This is a genomic window from Pseudomonas sp. ANT_H4 (assembly GCF_008369295.1).
In the GTDB taxonomy this organism is placed as follows: domain Bacteria; phylum Pseudomonadota; class Gammaproteobacteria; order Pseudomonadales; family Pseudomonadaceae; genus Aquipseudomonas.
In genome coordinates, this window is record NZ_VOBG01000007.1 from 90,930 (window position 1) to 109,472 (window position 18,543).

Annotated in this window: 19 protein-coding genes; 1 reads left to right on the top strand and 18 read right to left on the bottom strand. The window is 58.9% G+C overall.

Annotation, left to right across the window (positions count from 1 at the left end):
- The first annotated feature begins 197 nt into the window (after positions 1-197).
- Positions 198-1,877 carry a 2-isopropylmalate synthase gene (gene leuA / locus FQ182_RS11150; protein WP_149411627.1) on the top strand — a complete coding sequence of 560 codons (1,680 nt, stop codon included), beginning with the start codon at positions 198-200 and terminating at the stop codon, positions 1,875-1,877.
- A gap of 129 nt (positions 1,878-2,006) precedes the next feature.
- Here the strand turns inward: leuA and FQ182_RS11155 are convergent, their stop codons facing one another.
- The 18 genes from FQ182_RS11155 to FQ182_RS11240 form a co-directional block, all read right to left on the bottom strand.
- Positions 2,007-2,798 carry an amidohydrolase gene (locus tag FQ182_RS11155; protein WP_149411628.1) on the bottom strand — a complete coding sequence of 264 codons (792 nt, stop codon included), beginning with the start codon at positions 2,796-2,798 and terminating at the stop codon, positions 2,007-2,009.
- Positions 2,786-3,934 (bottom strand): pyridoxal phosphate-dependent aminotransferase, encoded by a 1,149-nt coding sequence (locus tag FQ182_RS11160; protein ID WP_149411629.1) that lies wholly within the window; start codon positions 3,932-3,934, stop codon positions 2,786-2,788. Before FQ182_RS11160 ends, FQ182_RS11155 begins: the two co-directional genes overlap by 13 nt.
- A gap of 113 nt (positions 3,935-4,047) precedes the next feature.
- The gene (gene der / locus FQ182_RS11165; protein ID WP_149411630.1) at positions 4,048-5,517 is read right to left on the bottom strand and encodes a ribosome biogenesis GTPase Der; all 1,470 of its coding nucleotides are present in this window, start codon (positions 5,515-5,517) and stop codon (positions 4,048-4,050) included.
- Positions 5,518-5,722: 205 nt separating this feature from the next.
- Positions 5,723-6,874: an outer membrane protein assembly factor BamB gene (bamB, locus tag FQ182_RS11170; RefSeq protein ID WP_149411631.1), complete on the bottom strand. Its 1,152-nt coding sequence runs from the start codon at positions 6,872-6,874 to the stop codon at positions 5,723-5,725.
- A complete protein-coding gene (locus FQ182_RS11175) occupies positions 6,867-7,508 on the bottom strand; it encodes a YfgM family protein (RefSeq protein ID WP_149411632.1) in 642 nt (213 codons plus the stop codon). The genes bamB and FQ182_RS11175 overlap by 8 nt, the downstream gene beginning before the upstream one ends.
- 41 nt (positions 7,509-7,549) lie before the next feature.
- Positions 7,550-8,839: a histidine--tRNA ligase gene (hisS, locus tag FQ182_RS11180; RefSeq protein ID WP_149411633.1), complete on the bottom strand. Its 1,290-nt coding sequence runs from the start codon at positions 8,837-8,839 to the stop codon at positions 7,550-7,552.
- 23 nt (positions 8,840-8,862) lie between these two features.
- Positions 8,863-9,972 carry a flavodoxin-dependent (E)-4-hydroxy-3-methylbut-2-enyl-diphosphate synthase gene (gene ispG, locus FQ182_RS11185; RefSeq protein WP_149411634.1) on the bottom strand — a complete coding sequence of 370 codons (1,110 nt, stop codon included), beginning with the start codon at positions 9,970-9,972 and terminating at the stop codon, positions 8,863-8,865.
- A gap of 4 nt (positions 9,973-9,976) precedes the next feature.
- On the bottom strand, positions 9,977-10,981 hold the full coding sequence (locus tag FQ182_RS11190; RefSeq protein WP_149411635.1) for a RodZ family helix-turn-helix domain-containing protein: 1,005 nt from the start codon (positions 10,979-10,981) through the stop codon (positions 9,977-9,979).
- Positions 10,981-11,739 (bottom strand): type IV pilus biogenesis/stability protein PilW, encoded by a 759-nt coding sequence (gene pilW / locus FQ182_RS11195; protein WP_149411636.1) that lies wholly within the window; start codon positions 11,737-11,739, stop codon positions 10,981-10,983. The genes FQ182_RS11190 and pilW overlap by 1 nt, the downstream gene beginning before the upstream one ends.
- Positions 11,740-11,757: 18 nt before the next feature.
- Positions 11,758-12,894: a 23S rRNA (adenine(2503)-C(2))-methyltransferase RlmN gene (gene rlmN / locus FQ182_RS11200; RefSeq protein WP_149411637.1), complete on the bottom strand. Its 1,137-nt coding sequence runs from the start codon at positions 12,892-12,894 to the stop codon at positions 11,758-11,760.
- Positions 12,895-12,923: 29 nt separating this feature from the next.
- Positions 12,924-13,349: a nucleoside-diphosphate kinase gene (ndk, locus tag FQ182_RS11205; protein ID WP_133102085.1), complete on the bottom strand. Its 426-nt coding sequence runs from the start codon at positions 13,347-13,349 to the stop codon at positions 12,924-12,926.
- Positions 13,350-13,440: 91 nt separating this feature from the next.
- Entirely contained in the window at positions 13,441-13,641 is a 201-nt protein-coding gene (gene iscX, locus FQ182_RS11210) for a Fe-S cluster assembly protein IscX (protein WP_133102084.1), read from the bottom strand.
- A 17-nt stretch (positions 13,642-13,658) separates the two neighbouring features.
- Complete coding sequence (fdx, locus tag FQ182_RS11215) at positions 13,659-14,000, bottom strand: ISC system 2Fe-2S type ferredoxin (protein WP_133102083.1); 342 nt, start codon at positions 13,998-14,000, stop codon at positions 13,659-13,661.
- 3 nt (positions 14,001-14,003) lie between these two features.
- A complete protein-coding gene (gene hscA / locus FQ182_RS11220) occupies positions 14,004-15,866 on the bottom strand; it encodes a Fe-S protein assembly chaperone HscA (RefSeq protein WP_149411638.1) in 1,863 nt (620 codons plus the stop codon).
- Positions 15,867-15,917: 51 nt separating this feature from the next.
- Positions 15,918-16,439, bottom strand: a complete 522-nt coding sequence (gene hscB, locus FQ182_RS11225; RefSeq protein ID WP_149411794.1) for a co-chaperone HscB — start codon at positions 16,437-16,439, stop codon at positions 15,918-15,920.
- A gap of 8 nt (positions 16,440-16,447) precedes the next feature.
- Positions 16,448-16,771 (bottom strand): iron-sulfur cluster assembly protein IscA, encoded by a 324-nt coding sequence (iscA, locus tag FQ182_RS11230; protein ID WP_149411639.1) that lies wholly within the window; start codon positions 16,769-16,771, stop codon positions 16,448-16,450.
- Positions 16,772-16,798: 27 nt separating this feature from the next.
- Positions 16,799-17,185: a Fe-S cluster assembly scaffold IscU gene (gene iscU / locus FQ182_RS11235; protein ID WP_133102079.1), complete on the bottom strand. Its 387-nt coding sequence runs from the start codon at positions 17,183-17,185 to the stop codon at positions 16,799-16,801.
- A 101-nt stretch (positions 17,186-17,286) separates the two neighbouring features.
- A complete protein-coding gene (locus FQ182_RS11240) occupies positions 17,287-18,501 on the bottom strand; it encodes an IscS subfamily cysteine desulfurase (protein WP_149411640.1) in 1,215 nt (404 codons plus the stop codon).
- Positions 18,502-18,543 lie beyond the last annotated feature (42 nt).

Below are 18,543 nucleotides of genomic sequence, written 5' to 3' on the forward strand. Positions count from 1 at the left end.
CATCTTTCACCCCTACGGTTAGGGTTGAACCTATGAAAACCTCTCACACCCTCATTCAGCTTCGCCAGCACCTCAGCCTGTGCCTTGTCAGCGCACGACTACCAAGCTGAATCGAACTGCCTCGCCCCAAGCTTTATCCCCAACAATAGATTTCTGGCAGGCCGCCTCTTCTCGGCCCTACAACAAGGATTCTCCCGATGAGCATGCTCAAAGACCCGTCTTCGAAATACCGCGCGTTCCCGACCATTGATATCCCGGACCGTACCTGGCCGTCGAAGACCATCACCGCCGCGCCGATCTGGTGCAGTTCCGACTTGCGCGACGGCAACCAGTCGCTGATCGAACCGATGGACGCGGTGAAAAAGCTGCGCTTCTGGAAAACCCTGGTATCGGTCGGAGTAAAGGAAATCGAGGCCTCGTTCCCGGCCGCTTCGCAAACCGACTTCGACTTCGTCCGTACCCTGATCGAAGACAACCATATCCCCGAGGACACCACCATCCAGGTGCTGACCCAGGGCCGTGAAGACTTGATCGCCCGTACTTTCGAATCTCTGCGCGGGGCGAAAAAAGCCATCGTTCACTTGTACAACGCCACTTCGCCGTCGTTCCGCCGCATTGTCTTCAATCAGGACAAGGACGGGGTCAAGGCCATCGCTGTCAACGCGGCCAAGCTGTTCGTCAAATACGCCGCCCAGCAGCCGGATACCCAGTGGACCTTCGAATACTCGCCAGAGACCTTCAGCGCCACTGAGCTGGAGTTCGCCAAGGAAGTCTGTGACGCGGTGATCGAGGTGTGGAACCCGACACCTGAGCACAAGGTGATCCTCAACCTGCCCGCCACCGTTGAATGCGCCACGCCGAACATCTATGCCGACCAGATCGAGTGGTTCGGTCGTCATATCAACCGTCGTGACAGCGTGATCATCAGCCTGCACACCCATAACGACCGTGGCACTGGCGTAGCCGCCACCGAGTTGGGCCTGATGGCCGGTGCCGACCGTGTCGAAGGCTGCCTGTTCGGCAATGGCGAGCGCACCGGCAACGTCGATCTGGTGACCGTGGCGTTGAATCTCTACACCCAGGGCATACACCCTGAGCTGGACTTCTCCGACATCGACGGCGTACGCAAGGTCGTGGAAGAGTGCAACCAGATTCCGGTGCACCCGCGTCACCCGTATGTCGGTGATCTGGTTCACACCGCCTTCTCCGGCTCCCACCAGGACGCGATCCGCAAGGGCTTTGCCCAGCAAAAACCGGATGCCTTGTGGGAAGTGCCGTACTTGCCGATCGACCCGGCCGACATCGGCCGCAGCTACGAGGCGGTGATTCGCGTCAATAGCCAGTCGGGCAAGGGCGGCATCGCCTACCTGCTGGAGCAGGAATACGGCATCAGCTTGCCACGCCGCATGCAGATCGAATTCAGCCAGGTGGTACAAGCGGAAACCGACCGCGTGGGCCTGGAGATGACGGCCTCGCAGATTCACAGCTTGTTGCAGCGTGAATACTTGCAAGCCAACACTCCATACGCGCTGGTCAGCCATCGCCTGCAGGAAGAAAACGGCAACAGCTCGGTAGAAGTTGAAGTCTCCGGCAAGGGCCAGGGCGAAACCAACCTGCGCTGGCAGGGCAAGGGCAACGGCGCGCTGGAAGCGCTGGTGGCCGGCCTGCCGATTCCGGTGGAGATCATGGATTACAACGAACACGCCATCGGTGCGGGGACCAATGCCAAGGCGGCGGCCTACATTGAACTGCGGGTCAATGGTGGGCGCGCGGTGCACGGCGTGGGCATTGATGAAAACATCACCACTGCCAGCTTCAAGGCGTTGTTCAGTGCGCTGAACCGCTCCCTGAGCCAGACGGAAGCGAAAGCGGCGTAAGCCTTCGCAGAAAGACAAAAGGCCCCTGGGTGAGAATCCAGGGGCCTTTTTGTTTTGGCCGCAGCTGCGTCAGGTGCAACTCGGTATTGCGCGGTGAGGTTCCAGACGGTATCTACGGGAAAGTTAGCGTCAGATAAACTGGAAGCTGTCGGCATCCAGGTTCGCCGGAAACCGTGTGCGATACGCCACCAACTCCGCAGCATCCAAACACACCTGAAACACCCCGTCCGCCTCCCCTGCACTCAGCAGGCTTTCGCCCTGAAAGTCCAGGACCTGGCTGTCACCGGTGTAGGCAAAGCCCTTGCCGTCAGTGCCCACCCGATTCACCGCCGCCACGTAGCAGAGGTTTTCGATAGCCCGCGCCGGCAGCAGGCGGTTCCAGTGCTGACGCCGCGCGCCAGGCCAGTTGGCGGTGTACAGCAGCAGGTCAGTGTCCTGGGCATCGCGGCTCCACACCGGAAAACGCAGGTCATAGCAAATCAACGGACGAATCCGCCAGCCCTTGAGTTCGAATTGCACCTGGCGCTCGCCAGGGGTGTAGTGGTCGTGCTCACCGGCCATGCGGAACAGATGGCGCTTGTCGTAATGCAGCACCTCACCATCAGGCCGCGCCCACAACAGGCGGTTACGGTGGCTGCCGTCAGCAGCCAGGATGATCACGCTGCCAGTGATCACCGCGTCGTGTTTCTTCGCCTGGGCCTTGAGCCATTCATGGGTTGGACCATTTTCCACTTCGGCGAGGGTTTGCGACGCCATGGAAAAGCCGGTGGTGAACATCTCCGGCAGCACAATCAGGTCCGCCCCCTTGGTCTGGTCCAGCAGCGGCTCAAAATGCTCCAGGTTGGCCTGGCGGTCGTGCCAGACAAGGGTGGTCTGCACCAGGGCGATATTCAGGTTGGGCAACGCACTCAGATCACGCATAATTTTTCTGCTGCTTGGCGCAGCGTCTCCTCGCGCTTGGCAAAACACAGGCGCACTAGGCGCTGGCCTTGGGGTGGGCTCTGGTAGAACACCGAGACCGGGATGGTTGCCACGCCGTGCTCGCGGGTCATCCACAGCGACATCTCGACGTCATTGAGGTCGGGGCGAATCCGCGAGTAATCCACCAACTGGAAGTAAGTACCGGTCACTCGGGTAAAACTGAAACGCGACGGCGCCAGCAAGTCGCAGAACAGGTCGCGCTTGGCCTGATAAAAGGCCGGCAGCTCTTCGACGTGTTCCGGGTGTTCGGCCATGAAATCCGCCAGCGCGTACTGCAAAGGAGTCACGCCGCAGAAGCTGACGTATTGATGCACCTTGCGCAGTTCGGCAGTCAGGGCCGGGGGCGCGACCACGTAGCCGGTTTTCCAGCCGGTAACGTGGTAGGTTTTGCCAAAAGAGCTGACCACAAATGAACGTTGATACAGCTCCTCATGGGCCAACACGCTGACGTGGGGCACACCATCGAACACCAAGTGTTCGTAAACCTCGTCGCTGACCAGGTAGATATCGCGGTCGCGGATCAGTTCGGCCAACTGGTCCAGCTCGGCCCGATTGATCAAGGCACCGCTGGGGTTATGCGGGGTATTGAGAATGATCATGCGGGTGCGCGGCGACAGTGCAGCCTTGATCTTCTCGAAATCCAGGGTGAAGTCATGCAGGCCCAACTGTACATGCACGCAACGACCGCCAGCCAGCTCCACCGAGGGCTCGTAGCTGTCGTAACAAGGGTCAAATACGATGACTTCATCACCGCTGCGGATCACCGTCTGGATCGCGCAGAAGATTGCCTGGGTAGCGCCGGGGGTGATGGTCACTTCGCTGTCGGCGCTCACCGTGGAGCCGTAGCTGCGGGCGATCTTGGCCGCCACCTGCTGACGCAACGCAGGGAGGCCGGTCATGGGGGCGTATTGGTTATGGCCGCTGGCGATGTGTTTGCCCACCGCGTCGAGCAAGGCTTGGGGGCCATTGAAATCGGGAAAGCCCTGGGACAGGTTAAGCGCGCCGGTTTCGGCGGCGAGCTGGGACATGGTAGTGAAAATGGTGGTGCCGACATTCGGCAGTTTACTGGTGATCATCGGTGAGTCCCTGCTGAACACCCGGCTCTACGGCGGCACGGGAAGGACCGAGGATAGCCCATACGGCGCGCATAAAAAAAGGGCGCCAGAGGCGCCCTTTCGGCTGATCGAGATCAGCGTTTATCTTTACGCTTTTTATCAGCCTTCTTGTTGTGACTCATCAAGCGACGCTTCTTGTTCACTTGGCGGTCAGTCAGGCTGTTCTTGTTGCCTTCGTATGGGTTTTCGCCACCCTTGAACTCGATACGGATCGGCGTGCCGACCAGTTTCAAGACACGGCGGTAGGTGTTTTCCAGGTAACGGACGTAGGACTTGGGCACCTTCTCGATCTGATTACCGTGGATCACGATAATCGGCGGGTTGGCACCACCCAAGTGGGCGTAACGCAGCTTGATCCGGCGGTTGTTGACCATCGGCGGTGCGTGGTCGCCAACTGCGTCTTCGAGGATCTGGGTCAGGCGGTTGGTCGGCCAGCGGGTCACAGCGGACTTGAACGAGTTCTGAACCGAAGCGTAGAGGTTACCCACGCCGGTGCCGTGCAATGCCGAGATAAAGTGGATATCGGCAAAGTCGACGAAGAACAGACGACGCTGCAGCTCGACCTTGACGAAGTCACGCTCGCTCGGCGTCATGCCATCCCACTTATTGATCGCAATCACCAAGGCCCGACCGGCTTCCAGGGCAAAGCCCAGAAGGTTGAGGTCGTGGTCGACCACGCCTTCGCGGGCGTCCATGACGAAGATCACCACGTTGGCGTCTTTGATCGCCTGCAGGGTTTTGACCACGGAGAACTTTTCAACTTCCTCGTGGATCTTGCCGCGCTTGCGCACGCCGGCGGTGTCGATCAGCGTGTACTTCTCGTCGTTACGCTCGAACGGGATGTAGATACTGTCGCGGGTGGTACCGGGTTCGTCATAGACGATAACCCGGTCTTCGCCCAGCATACGGTTGACCAGAGTCGACTTGCCGACGTTCGGCCGGCCGATGATGGCGATCTTGATGCCGTCTTTCTCGCTCGGACCAGGAATGCGCTTGGCTTCCTCGCCTTCAGCAACGATCTCGCCTTCGCCCTCTTCTTCCTCGACGTCATCGCGAGGGAAGTCGCGCAGGCAGATTTCCAGCATCTGGGTGATGCCGCGACCGTGTGCACCGGCGATCGGGATCGCGTCACCCAGGCCCATCGGGCTGAATTCGGCGCGGGCCATTTCCGGATCGATGTTATCGATCTTGTTGGCCACCACGTAGGAACGCTTGTTGCGCTTGCGCAGGTGCTCGCCAATCATCTGGTCAGCAGCGGTGTAGCCCGCGCGGGCATCCACCAGGAACAGCACGACATCGGCTTCTTCAATGGCCAGCAGCGACTGCTCGGCCATCTTTTCGTCCATGCCATGTTCGTCACCGGAGATACCGCCGGTGTCGACAAGAATGTAGGAGCGCCCTTGCCACTTTGCCTCACCGTATTGGCGATCACGGGTCAGACCGGACAAGTCGCCGACGATGGCGTCGCGAGTCCTGGTCAGGCGGTTAAACAAGGTGGACTTGCCGACGTTTGGTCGGCCCACCAGGGCGATTACGGGAACCATGAGGCTCTCCAGTTCGTTATTTCAGAAAATACAAAAGCCGCTGCAAGGCAGCGGCTGGTGCTCGACTGTAGGAGCGAGCTTGCTCAAAAACGCAAAGGCAACGCGTTTATTCAGAATACACGCGTCATCGTTGACGTCCATTGCGAGCAAACTCGCTCCTACAGGTGAAGCTGCCTGGAGGCGACCCCCAAGCATAGTCAAAGCTTTACTTGATGGTCAGGGCTTCCAGCTTGCCACTGTTGCCAAACACGTAAATCATGTCACCTACCACCAGCGGACGGGCACGCAGGCCATCGCTGTCGATACGTTCGCGACCGACAAAGCGACCGTCAACCTGGCTCAGCAGGTGCAGGTAACCTTCCAGGTCACCGACCGCCACGTAGCTGGAGAACACTTCCGGTGCCGACAATTGACGGCGAGCCAGGGAGTCGTTGCTCCACAGTGCAGTGGTGGAACGCTCGTCGACACTTTCAACAGTGCCGGATGCGAGGCTTACGTAGACGCTGCCAAACCCTTGGGCGACACCGGCGTAGCTGGAAGCATCACGCTGCCAAAGTACGCGGCCGCTTTGCAGGTCCAGTGCCGCTACACGGCCCTGGTAAGTGGCGACATAGAGGGTTTCACCCGACAGCAGCAAGCCACCGTCGATGTCCACTACGCGATCCAGTTCCGAACGACCCTGAGGAATCGCAACCCGTGATTCCCAGGCCGGCACGCCGTTCTGGGTGTCGAGGGCGACCACTTTACCGGTGGACAGGCCTGCCAGTGCCAGACGATTGGTCACAACCGGACCACTGGTACCGCGCAAGGTCAGGACTGCAGGGGTGCTGTCATACAACCAGCGCTGCTCGCCAGTGCTGGCGTCAAGGCCAATCACACGGTCATCCTGGGTCTGCACGACAACGATGTCGCCGTTGGTGGCCGGCGGTGCGAGGACTTCACTGGTCACGCGAGCGCGCCATTTCTCTTCACCGTTGCTCGAATCCAGGGCCACAACTTCGCCTTTCAGCGTGCCAATCAGCACCATGCCGTAACCCACGCCAACGGCGCCGGATACTGGCAGTTCGAGGTCTTTCTTCCACTTGACGTCGCCGTTCATGCGATCCATGGAGATCACCACGCCGGTCACGTCAGCGGCCACAATGTTGTCACCGTCGATTGCCGGTACCAGCATGTTGTAGGTGTCGCCCTGGCCGTCACCGATAGAGCGGCTCCACTGCTTTTGCAGGACCACTTCTTCCTTGAAGCTGGTCAGCTCGGCCGGAGGCAGTTCTTTTTTGCTGTTGCTGCTGCAACCCGCGGCCAAAACGGCCAGAGCCAGCAATGCTGCATGTTTCCAACGGATCACGTCACGCATCCCCTTTGGCCAAGTCGTCCAGCTTGATTTGTAAACCACCGACCGCCGCTTCATCAGACAGCGCAGCCTTGGCTTTTTGGTACGCAGCATTGGCTTCGTCGGTACGACCCAATTGGACCAGCAGGTCGCCCTTGAGCTCTTCGCGAGTAGCCAGGAATGCCTTGTCAGCATCGCCGTCGAGCAATTTCAGTGCTTCGTCAGCCTTGTTCTGTGCCGCCAGTACCTGAGCCAGACGCTGACGCGCGATTTCACCCAGGGTCGGGTTGGTCGGTTTGTCGGTGATGGCTTTCAGCTCGGAGGCTGCGTCATCCAGCCTGCCAGTGTCGACCGCGACCTTGGCGACGAACAGACTGCCGTATTGGGCGTAGGCGCTACCGCCAAATTCGCTTTTCAGTTTGCCGGCCAAGCCTGCAACCTGGGCAGGATCAGGCTTGCCGTCAGGCGTCAGCGTGGTTTCCAGCAGTTGCTGATAGAGTATCGAGGCGCCTTGCGACTGATTGCCCTGATACTTCTGCCAGGCCTGCCAGCCGAACACCACTACTAAAGCCAGCAAGCCGCCAGTGACCAGGGGTTTGCCGTTACGCTGCCACCAGTCTTTGAACTCGGCCAGCTGATCATCATCAGAACTCGACACCCCAATACTCCTTAATCGCTAAATTCGGCTGTTTGACAGCTTCAACCCTGCACGATGCAGGTGGCCAAGTGCGCAGCAAGCGCATCAAAGGCAATACTTTGTTGTTCGCCCTGGCCACGCAGGGGTTTGAAACCTACCACTTGCTGGGCCAACTCGTCATCGCCCAGGATCAGTGCAAACAGCGCACCGCTCTTGTCGGCTTTCTTGAACTGGCTTTTAAAACTACCGGCACCGGCATTGATTTGCAGGCGCAGGTTCGGCAACTGGTCGCGAACCTTCTCGCTCAAGGTCAGGGCCGCCAGTTCGGCAGCCTCGCCAAAGGCACAGAGGTACACGTCCACCTGACGGGAAATTTCTTCGGGGACCTGCTCCAGGGTTTCCAGCAGCAGGATCAGCCGCTCGATGCCCATGGCAAAACCTACACCGGTGGTCGGCTTGCCGCCCATTTGCTCCACCAGGCCGTCGTACCGACCGCCGGCGCACACGGTGCCCTGGGCGCCAAGTTTGTCGGTGACCCACTCGAATACGGTCTTGCTGTAGTAATCGAGGCCGCGCACCAACTTGGGGTTGATGATGTAGGGAATGCCAGCTGCATCCAGGCGAGCCTTAAGGCCCTCAAAGTGTGTACGTGACTCATCATCCAGGTAGTCGGCCATTTTCGGCGCGTCTACGAGTACCGCTTGGGTATCGGCGTTCTTGGTGTCCAGCACCCGCAGCGGGTTGGTCTTCAGACGGCGCTGGCTGTCTTCGTCCAGCTTGTCCAAATGAGCGGACAGGAATTCCACCAGGGCTTCGCGGTAGCGGCCCCGGGACTCGCTGGTGCCCAGGCTGTTCAGTTCAAGCGTGACCGCATCGCGGATACCCAGCATGCCCCACAGCCGCCAGGTCAGCACGATCAGCTCGGCGTCAATGTCCGGACCGTCGAGGTTAAAGACTTCCAGGCCGATCTGGTGGAACTGGCGATAACGGCCTTTCTGCGGACGCTCATGGCGAAACATCGGGCCGATGTACCACAATTTCTGCGGCTGGCCACCACCGGTGAGGCCATGTTCCAGCACGGCGCGCACGCACGCGGCGGTGCCTTCCGGACGCAGGGTCAGGGAGTCGCCGTTGCGGTCTTCGAAGGTGTACATCTCTTTTTCGACGATGTCGGTCACTTCACCGATGGAGCGTTTGAACAGCTCGGTGAATTCGACGATCGGCATGCGGATCTGCTTGTAACCGTAGTTATCCAGCAGGCGTGCGACAGTGCTCTCGAAGTAGCGCCACAAGGGCGTCTGCTCAGGCAGGATATCGTTCATGCCACGAATGGCTTGCAGAGACTTGCTCACTAAAAATCCTTAAATTCGTTCGATCAGCCGCGTGCGATAACCGCTGCGTCAGCTTCGACCTTCTCGGCCGCTCTCTGGCGGATCAGCCGTTCTAGCTCATCCACCAGATTATCATTCGTCAATTTCTGCGACGGCTTGCCGTCGATGTAAATCAGGTTTGGCGTACCACCGGTCAAGCCCACATGAGCCTCTTTGGCCTCACCTGGCCCGTTGACCACGCAACCGATGACCGCGACATCCAGCGGAACCAACAGGTCTTCGAGGCGCACTTCCAGTTCGTTCATGGTTTTCACCACGTCGAAGTTCTGCCGCGAGCAGCTCGGGCAGGCAATGAAGTTGATGCCACGGGAGCGTAAATGCAGGGATTTGAGAATGTCGTAGCCGACTTTCACTTCCTCTACCGGGTCTGCCGCCAGGGAGATGCGAATAGTATCGCCAATCCCGTCGGCCAGCAGCATACCGAGACCCACCGCAGATTTCACTGTGCCTGAACGCAAACCGCCCGCTTCGGTAATCCCCAGGTGCAGCGGCTGGACGATTTCCTTGGCGAGCAGGCGGTAGGCTTCTACCGCCATGAACACGTCGGAAGCTTTTACGCTGACCTTGAAGTCCTGGAAATTCAGGCGTTCGAGGTGTTCAACGTGACGCAATGCAGACTCGACCAGCGCCGCAGGAGTGGGCTCACCGTACTTTTTTTGCAGGTCTTTTTCCAGGGATCCGGCGTTGACGCCAATACGGATCGGGATGCCACGATCACGGGCAGCATTCACCACGGCTCGTACCCGGTCTTCGCGACCGATGTTGCCCGGGTTGATCCGCAGGCAATCGACGCCCAGTTCGGCGACGCGCAAGGCGATCTTGTAGTCGAAGTGAATGTCGGCGACCAGCGGCACCTTGACCAGTTGCTTGATACGGCCGAACGCTTCAGCCGCGTCCATGTCCGGAACGGAAATTCGCACGATATCGACGCCAGCCGCTTCCAAACGGTTGATCTGGGCGACAGTGGCCGCGACGTCGTTGGTGTCGCTGTTGGTCATGCTCTGTACCGCGATGGGGGCATCGCCACCCACCGGCACCGAGCCGACCCAGATTTTGCGCGATACGCGACGTTTGATTGGAGATTCGCCGTGCATGACTTTATTGTCCCAACTTCAGGCGAGCAGTCTCGCCACTGGTGAACGGTGCCAGGTCCACAGGCTGGCCGTTGTAGGCCACTTGCGCACCACGGGCAAAGCCCAGGCGCAGCGTCAAGGGAGGCTTGCCGCCTTGGTCAAAAGTATCTCCCTTACGCTTGAGACCGCTAAACAGTACTTTGCCATTGCCATCGGTGACTTGCGTCCAGCAGTCAGAGAGGTAGGTAATCTGTACACGTCCATCACCCGCCACAAGAGCAGGCGCTGTTGGCGCTGCAACCGTCGGTGCTACCGGTGCAACCGGAGCCGTTGTGGCTGGGGCCTGGACCGGGGCCGCTGGGGTATGCGTCGGTGCCGGTGAAGTAGCAGGCGCAGCTGGGGCTGGCGCAGCAGCGATAGCGGCTGGGTCAGCGCTGGCTTCGGCAGCCGACTGGCCAGCCTGCAGATCCAGGTTGGCCTGGCCTTCAGGCGCTGTCTGGCCCTGGACTACGGCCTGGTCTTCAGGCTCGTCCAACGGGTGAATCTGAGTGGTGCCGTCGGCGCTTTCGACTTCGACGTGCTCCATGGCGTTGCTGACTACGTCCTTGCTGCGCAGGGAGGTCTGATCCTGCCACCAGACGAAGCCACCGCCGATCACGGCGATCAACAGCAACAAGCTGACAATTCGCAAAATAGTGTGGGAGACCCGCACCGGCTCTTCGATGCGACCCAGGCCGTGGACATTGCTGCCCTGGGAGTCGGTGCCGGTGAACTGGTCGAATTCCTGGACCAACACGGTCTGGTCAATGCCCAGCAACTTGGCGTAGGCGCGAATATAGCCGCGGGCAAAGGTATGCCCTGGCAGCTTGTCGAACGCGCCGGTTTCCAGGTTGCCCAGTGACGTGACGGTTAAATTAAGCTTTAGGGCCACGTCTGCCAGCGACCAACCATTGCTTTCGCGGGCCTGTCGCAAGGTCTCGCCTGGGTTTACGCGATTAGCTGCTACAACTTCCGGGTGCGCCGCTTTCATCATTGCTCCGACAGGTATTGCTGATATTCCGGCGAGCCGGGATAGAGTCGTTCTAATTGCTGGCCAAAACGTGCGGCCTTGTCGCGTTCTTCATGAACCGTCGCCAGACGCACGCCAAGCAATAGACTACGTGCATTTTGCCCGCTGAGCAGGCTAAACCGTTCGTAATAGTCACGTGCCGGCACATAATGCCTGTCTTCGAAGGACAACTCAGCCATTTCCAGCAATGCCCGTGACTGGTGACGGTTCAGGTGCAGGGCTTTTTCCAGTTGCTGGCGAGCGGTATCGCGCTGCCCGAGAAGAATGGAGGTCACCCCCAGGTTCTCAAAAACCCGCGAACGCTCAGGATAGAGGGTATCGGCCGCCGCTTGCTGGAAATAATCGGACGCTTCGGCATAACGATTTTGCTGAAACAGGAAGCTGCCGTAGTTATTGAGCAGACGCGGATCATTGGAGCGCGCCGCCAGTGCCTTGTGGAAATACTGGTCGGCCAACTCTGGTTCATCCTGAGCCTGGAACACCAGGGCCAACGCAGCATTGGCGTCGGCATCGCGGCTGTCGAGGACCAGGGCCTTTTGCAACGGCACCTTGGCCTGTTCGCTCAACCCCTGGCGCAGGTAACCCAACCCCAGCTGCACATAAGCAGCACGCGCTTCGTCGCGGCCCTTACTGGTTTGCAAAGGGCTGTCATGGCCCGATGAAACACAGCCAACCGTGAGGCTGGCAACAAGCAAAAGCAGCGCAAGGCGCAAGGGCATAGAGGTCCTCTCTCAGGTTCAGGTCGCGGTTGGCATATCGTTGTCGGCGCTCAATTCGCGCACGGCGATATAACGTTCGCTGCGACGGGTGCGATCCAGCACCTGCCCTACCAATTGGCCACATGCCGCATCGATGTCTTCACCGCGAGTGGTGCGTACGGTGACATTGAAGCCTGCATGGTGCAGTTGATCCTGGAAACGGCGGATGGCGTTGTTGCTCGGCCGCTCGTAGCCAGAATGGGGAAACGGGTTGAACGGAATCAGGTTGATCTTGCACGGGACGTTCTTGAGCAACTCAATCATCTCGACGGCGTGTTCGACCTTGTCGTTGATGTCCTTGAGCATGGTGTACTCAATGGTCAACACACGCTTCTCGCCCAAGGTCGCCATGTAACGCTGGCAAGATTCGAGCAGCATCTTAAGCGGATACTTCTTGTTGATCGGCACCAATTGGTTACGCAATGCGTCATTGGGTGCGTGCAGGGACAACGCCAGAGAGACGTCGATGTGCTTGGCCAGCTCATCGATCATCGGTACCACGCCGGAGGTCGACAGGGTCACACGGCGCTTGGAGATGCCGTAACCCAGGTCGTCCATCATCAAGTGCATGGCCGCGACGACGTTGTCGAAGTTCAGCAGCGGCTCGCCCATGCCCATCATCACCACGTTGGTGATGGCACGGTCGGCGGTCGCCGGAATGCTGCCAAACGATTTATTGGCAATCCATACCTGGCCGATGACTTCGGCGGCGGTGAGGTTGCTATTGAAGCCTTGCTTGCCGGTGGAGCAGAAACTGCAATCCAGGGCACAGCCTGCCTGGGACGAAACGCACAAGGTGCCGCGCTTGCCCTGGGGAATGTAGACGGTCTCGACGCAGCTGCCGGACTCCACGCGCACCACCCACTTACGGGTGCCGTCAGTGGAGATGTCCTCGCTGACAACTTCGGGACCACGAACTTCGGCAATGACCTTGAGCTTGTCGCGCAGGGCCTTGCTGACGTTCGTCATGACGTCGAAATCATCGACGCCAAGATGGTGAATCCATTTCATTACCTGACTGGCACGGAAACGCTTCTCCCCGATTGAGTCGAAGAATTTTTCCATTTCCGGCTGAGTCAGACCCAGCAGGTTGGTTTTTGCAGTCGATGTAGTCATGGATTCACCTTCACTCTTCAAGCCAATGCTTAGCGAGTGGTTACTTCAGTAGCAGCGAAAAAGTAAGCGATTTCGCGAGCAGCGGCGGCTTCGGAGTCCGAACCGTGAACAGCGTTGGCATCGATGGATTCAGCGAAGTCAGCGCGGATGGTGCCGGCAGCCGCTTCTTTAGGGTTGGTAGCACCCATCAGTTCGCGGTTCAGAGCGATGGCGTTTTCGCCTTCCAGAACCTGAACAACAACAGGACCGGAGATCATGAAAGCAACCAGCTCGCCGAAGAAACCACGGGCGCTGTGCTCAGCGTAGAAGCCTTCAGCTTCGGCTTTGGACAGTTGCTTCAGTTTCGAAGCTACAACCTTCAGGCCGGCTTTTTCGAAACGGGTGACGATCTCGCCGATAACGTTTTTTGCAACAGCGTCAGGCTTGATGATGGAGAAGGTACGTTGAACAGCCATGGTGTAACTCCAGAAACGGTAATTTGCGAAAAATTAAACCCGCGAATTATACGCGGGTTCTTGGGTATTGCCTAACCTGCGTAAGGGGGGCTCAGTCTGCTTCTTCGATCCAGGCGGCCTGAATGGCTTCAAGCACCTTCTCGCCACCACGACTATGATCGTCATCAAACTCCGGCAACGCCACAACCCAGTTGTGAAGATCGACGAAGCGCACATAGCGCGGATCCACATCAGGCTTGGTTTCAGCCAGTTGAATCGAGATTTCCAGCACATCAACCCATTTCAGACTCATGACAACAACCCCTTGAATCAGTGCGGCGCTTCAGCCGCATGGTTGAGCGAATATTTCGGTATTTCGACGGTGATATCTTCCGTGCCGACGATCGCCTGGCAGGTCAAGCGCGAAGTCGGTTCCAGACCCCAGGCCCTATCAAGATAGTCTTCTTCCAGCTCATCGGCTTCATTCAGCGAATCGAAACCCTCGCGAATCACACAGTGACAGGTGGTACAGGCGTTGACGCCGCCGCAGGCACTTTCGATCTCAATGTGGTTGTCATGAGCGACTTCGAGAAGGGACTTGCCGGTCTCAGCCTCCACGACCATACCGTCCGGGCAATGCTCGGCGTGTGGCAGAAAAATGATCTGCGGCATCAGTTATTCCTCAAGTTCATTCAAGTTGCGACCCGCCAGGGCGGTTTTCACCGTCAAGTCCATTCGGCGGGCAGCAAAGGCATCGGTCACTTGCGACAGACGCTTGGTCTGCTGCTCGATGGCGTAACCATCGGTGCCTTTCATCAATTCGGACAGCGCCTGCATTTGCAGATCGATCACCATGCGCTCTTCAGCGTCCAGCAAACGCTCGCCGTCGGTATCAAGGGCTCCCTGCACCGCTTCGAGCAGGCGCTGGGCGTCGACTTGCTGCTCACGCAATACACGGGCGACCTTGTCGTCACTGGCATGCTGGAACGAGTCCTTGAGCATCTTGGCGATTTCGCCGTCGGTCAGGCCGTAGGACGGTTTGACCTGGATACTGGCTTCAACGCCCGAACCGAGCTCACGAGCGGCAACACTGAGCAGGCCATCGGCGTCGACCTGAAAGGTCACACGAATCTTTGCGGCGCCAGCAACCATGGCCGGAATGCCGCGCAATTCGAAGCGCGCCAGGGAGCGGCAATCGCTGATCAGCTCACGCTCGCCCTGCAGCACATGAATCATCATGGCCGACTGGCCATCTTTATAGGTAGTGAAGTCCTGAGCACGGGCGACGGGGATGGTCGTATTGCGTGGAATCACCTTCTCCATCAGGCCGCCCATGGTTTCCAGCCCCAAGGACAACGGAATCACGTCGAGCAACAGCAGTTCGCCACCATCACGCTTGTTACCCGCGAGTGTGTCGGCCTGGATCGCCGCCCCGATAGCCACCACTTGATCCGGATCGATTTCGGTCAGCGGCTGACGACCAAAAGCCTCGGCAACGGCGTCGCGAACGCGCGGCACACGAGTAGAACCACCGACCATGACCACGGCAGCCACGTCTTCCAGTTCGATACCGGAATCACGCACGGCGCGGCGGCAGGCTTTCAGGCTGCGAGCGACCATGGGCTCGATCAGCGCATCAAAGGCGTCACGGGTCAGTTGGGCCGACCAGTTGCCGTAGGCAACCTCGACGGATGCAGTATCAGTCAGCGCTTCTTTAGCGGCACAGGCGGTTTGCAGCAGGCTACGTTGCGCACCCGGATCAAGGTCAGCCGACAAACTGGCGCTCTCGATGATCCAGCCGGCAATGGCGTGATCGAAGTCATCGCCGCCCAGGGCAGTGTCGCCACCGGTTGCCAGGACCTCAAAGACACCGCCGGTCAGACGCAGAATCGAAATATCAAAAGTACCGCCACCCAAGTCATAAATGGCGACCAGGCCTTCTGCGTGCTGATCCAGACCGTAAGCCACCGCCGCAGCAGTAGGCTCGTTGAGCAGGCGCAGCACGTTCAGGCCGGCGAGTTTTGCCGCGTCCTTAGTGGCCTGGCGCTGAGCGTCATCGAAATACGCAGGAACGGTAATCACCGCGCCAACCAACTCGCCGCCCAAGGTAGTTTCCGCGCGCTGGCGCAGGACCTTGAGGATATCGGCCGACACTTCCACCGGGCTTTTCGGGCCCTGGACAGTGTCGATGAACGGCATATGGGATTCACCGCCGACAAAGCGGTACGGCAACTGATCGCCCAATTGCTTGACGTCGGACAGACCACGACCCATCAAGCGCTTGACCGACAGCACGGTATTCAGGGGATCGGTGGATGCGGCCAGCTTGGCCGACTCGCCCACTTCGGTGCGATCGGCGTGGTAACGCACGGCGGACGGCAGGATGACCTGGCCATCGGCGTCGGGCAGCGGCTCGCTAAGACCGCTGCGCAACGCAGCGACCAGCGAATTGGTAGTGCCCAAGTCGATCCCAACCGCCAGACGACGCTGGTGCGGTTGAGGACTTTGGCCGGGTTCGGCGATCTGCAGTAGGGCCATGGTAATCAGGACTTATCTGTATATCAGGCGTGCAACCGGGGCAGCACTGGGTTAATCGTCGAGGCGCTCTTCTAACTGGCGCACTTCGTAGGTGAGCTTGTCGAGGAACTGCATGCGTCGCATCAGGCGTTCGGCCTGTTCGCGTTGCGCCGCATCATCCCAACAGGCTGCGAAGCTTTCGTTAAGCTCATCCTGGGCCACTTTCAGACGGCGCTTGAAGACTGCGATTCCAGCCAGATCGGCCTCGTCCTGCAGGTCTTCGAGCTCTTCGCGCCATTGCATCTGCTGCATCAGGAAATCAGGGTCCTGGACCGTGACTTCAAGTGGCAACTCGCGACCACCCATCGCGAGCAGGTAGCGCGCGCGTTTGGGAGGGGTTTTAAGCGTCTGATAGGCTTCGTTGAGGCTGGCTGATTGCTCCAGCGCCAGGCGCTGCTCACGCTCGGAAGCGTCAGCGAAGCGATCCGGATGCACCCCACGCGCCAATTCACGGTAGCGCGCGGCAAGCTGCTCGAGGTCCAAGCGAAAACTCGGCTGAAGCTCGAATAAAGCGAAATGACAAGGAGTACCCACAATCAGCCTCAGATGTTGAAGCTTTCGCCGCAGCCACATTCACCGCGTACGTTGGGGTTGTTGAACTTGAAGCCTTCGTTCAACCCTTCCTTGACGAAATCGAGTTCGGTGCCGTCCAGGTAGGTCAGGCTTTTCGGGTCGATAATCACTTTCTCGCCGTGACTTTCGAACACCTGATCTTCCGAAACCACCTCGTCGACAAACTCCAGCACATAGGCAAGACCGGAACAGCCCGTGGTGCGAACACCCAGACGAATCCCCTCACCTTTGCCGCGCCCATCAAGGGAGCGTCGCACGTGTTTAGCCGCCGCTTCTGTCATGCTGATAGCCATCGTGACTCCTTACTCGTCGCCAAATGCTTAGATCAAGCCTTTCTTCTGCTTGTAGTCGCGAACAGCCGCCTTGATGGCGTCTTCTGCGAGTACCGAGCAGTGAATTTTCACTGGTGGCAAGGCCAGTTCTTCGGCCAGCTGGGTATTGCTGATGGTGACAGCCTCATCCAGGGTTTTGCCTTTCATCCATTCGGTCGCCAGGGAGCTGGAGGCGATGGCCGAACCGCAACCATAGGTCTTGAACTTGGCATCTTCGATGACGCCCTGGTCGTTGACCTTGATCTGCAGACGCATGACGTCGCCGCACGCCGGGGCGCCGACCATGCCAGTGCCGACATCAGGGTCTTCCGCGTTCATCTTGCCGACGTTGCGCGGGTTTTCGTAGTGGTCGATGACCTTTTCGCTGTAAGCCATGGTACTGAATCCTCACTCATCAGGGCCGCTCTGGAACCCTGTAAATACGCCTGCGTTTTCCGCCACGTACTTACAGAACCCTTGGGTGGCGGCTTCTATAGTTAGTGTGCCGCCCACTCGATCTTGGAAATATCGATACCGTCTTTGTACATGTCCCACAGCGGCGACAAGGTACGCAGCTTGGTGACGGCCTCGCAGACTTTCTGCGCGGCGTAATCGACTTCTTCTTCAGTGGTGAAACGGCCGAACGTGAAACGGATTGAGCTGTGCGCCAATTCGTCGTTGCGGCCCAGGGCGCGCAGGACGTAGGACGGTTCAAGGGAAGCCGAGGTACAGGCCGAACCGGACGAAACCGCCAGGTCCTTGAGCGCCATGATCAGCGACTCGCCTTCGACGTAGTTGAAGCTCAAATTCAGGTTGTGCGGTACGCGGGCAGTCATGCTGCCGTTGATGTACAGCTCTTCAAGGTTTTCGACCTGCTTGTAGAAGCGGTCGCTCAACGCCTTGATACGCACGTTTTCGGCAGCCATGTCTTCCTTGGCCACACGGAAGGCTTCGCCCATGCCAACGATCTGGTGGGTCGCCAGGGTGCCAGAACGCATGCCACGCTCGTGACCGCCACCATGCATGGTCGCTTCGATGCGCACGCGAGGCTTGCGACTCACGTAGAGGGCGCCGATGCCTTTAGGGCCATAAGTCTTGTGGGCAGAGAACGACATCAGGTCGACTTTCAGCTTCGACAGGTCGATATCGACCTTACCGGTGGACTGAGCGGCGTCGACGTGCAGCAACACGCCCCTGGAGCGGGTCAGCTCACCGATGGCGGCGATGTCGTTGATGGTGCCGATTTCGTTGTTCACGTGGATGATGGAAACCAGGATGGTGTCTTCACGCATCGCGGCTTCGATCATCGCAGGAGTCACCAGGCCTTCAGTAGTAGGCTCGATGTAGGTAACTTCAAACCCTTCACGCTCCAGTTGGCGCATGGTGTCGAGGACAGCCTTATGCTCAATCTTGGTGGTGATCAGGTGTTTGCCCTTGGTGGCGTAGAAATGCGCTGCGCCCTTGATCGCCAGGTTGTCGGACTCGGTGGCACCGGAGGTCCAGACGATCTCACGCGGGTCGGCATTGACCAGGTCAGCGACCTGGCGACGAGCGTTTTCCACGGACTCTTCGGCTTTCCAGCCGAAAACGTGGGAACGGGACGCCGGGTTGCCGAAGTTTCCGTCAACCAGCAGGCACTCACTCATCTTTTGCGCGACACGCGGATCAACCGGGGTGGTCGCTGAGTAATCAAGGTAAATCGGCAATTTCATGGACTTTCTCCTAAATCAGGCTGGCTGGCGTGCCGTTAGCTC

What these genes read in the sequence shown, in the direction of transcription:
- bamB (WP_149411631.1), bottom strand. Translation starts at nt 6,874, where the DNA reads ATGCGTGACGTGATCCGTTGGAAACATGCAGCATTGCTGGCTCTGGCC.
- iscA (WP_149411639.1), bottom strand. Translation starts at nt 16,771, where the DNA reads ATGGCTATCAGCATGACAGAAGCGGCGGCTAAACACGTGCGACGCTCC.
- FQ182_RS11190 (WP_149411635.1), bottom strand. Translation starts at nt 10,981, where the DNA reads ATGAAAGCGGCGCACCCGGAAGTTGTAGCAGCTAATCGCGTAAACCCA.
- der (WP_149411630.1), bottom strand. Translation starts at nt 5,517, where the DNA reads ATGGTTCCCGTAATCGCCCTGGTGGGCCGACCAAACGTCGGCAAGTCC.
- iscU (WP_133102079.1), bottom strand. Translation starts at nt 17,185, where the DNA reads ATGGCTTACAGCGAAAAGGTCATCGACCACTACGAAAACCCGCGCAAC.
- FQ182_RS11240 (WP_149411640.1), bottom strand. Translation starts at nt 18,501, where the DNA reads ATGAAATTGCCGATTTACCTTGATTACTCAGCGACCACCCCGGTTGAT.
- rlmN (WP_149411637.1), bottom strand. Translation starts at nt 12,894, where the DNA reads ATGACTACATCGACTGCAAAAACCAACCTGCTGGGTCTGACTCAGCCG.
- FQ182_RS11160 (WP_149411629.1), bottom strand. Translation starts at nt 3,934, where the DNA reads ATGATCACCAGTAAACTGCCGAATGTCGGCACCACCATTTTCACTACC.
- FQ182_RS11155 (WP_149411628.1), bottom strand. Translation starts at nt 2,798, where the DNA reads ATGCGTGATCTGAGTGCGTTGCCCAACCTGAATATCGCCCTGGTGCAG.
- pilW (WP_149411636.1), bottom strand. Translation starts at nt 11,739, where the DNA reads ATGCCCTTGCGCCTTGCGCTGCTTTTGCTTGTTGCCAGCCTCACGGTT.
- ispG (WP_149411634.1), bottom strand. Translation starts at nt 9,972, where the DNA reads ATGCACGGCGAATCTCCAATCAAACGTCGCGTATCGCGCAAAATCTGG.
- hscA (WP_149411638.1), bottom strand. Translation starts at nt 15,866, where the DNA reads ATGGCCCTACTGCAGATCGCCGAACCCGGCCAAAGTCCTCAACCGCAC.
- iscX (WP_133102084.1), bottom strand. Translation starts at nt 13,641, where the DNA reads ATGAGTCTGAAATGGGTTGATGTGCTGGAAATCTCGATTCAACTGGCT.
- leuA (WP_149411627.1), top strand. Translation starts at nt 198, where the DNA reads ATGAGCATGCTCAAAGACCCGTCTTCGAAATACCGCGCGTTCCCGACC.
- fdx (WP_133102083.1), bottom strand. Translation starts at nt 14,000, where the DNA reads ATGCCGCAGATCATTTTTCTGCCACACGCCGAGCATTGCCCGGACGGT.
- ndk (WP_133102085.1), bottom strand. Translation starts at nt 13,349, where the DNA reads ATGGCTGTTCAACGTACCTTCTCCATCATCAAGCCTGACGCTGTTGCA.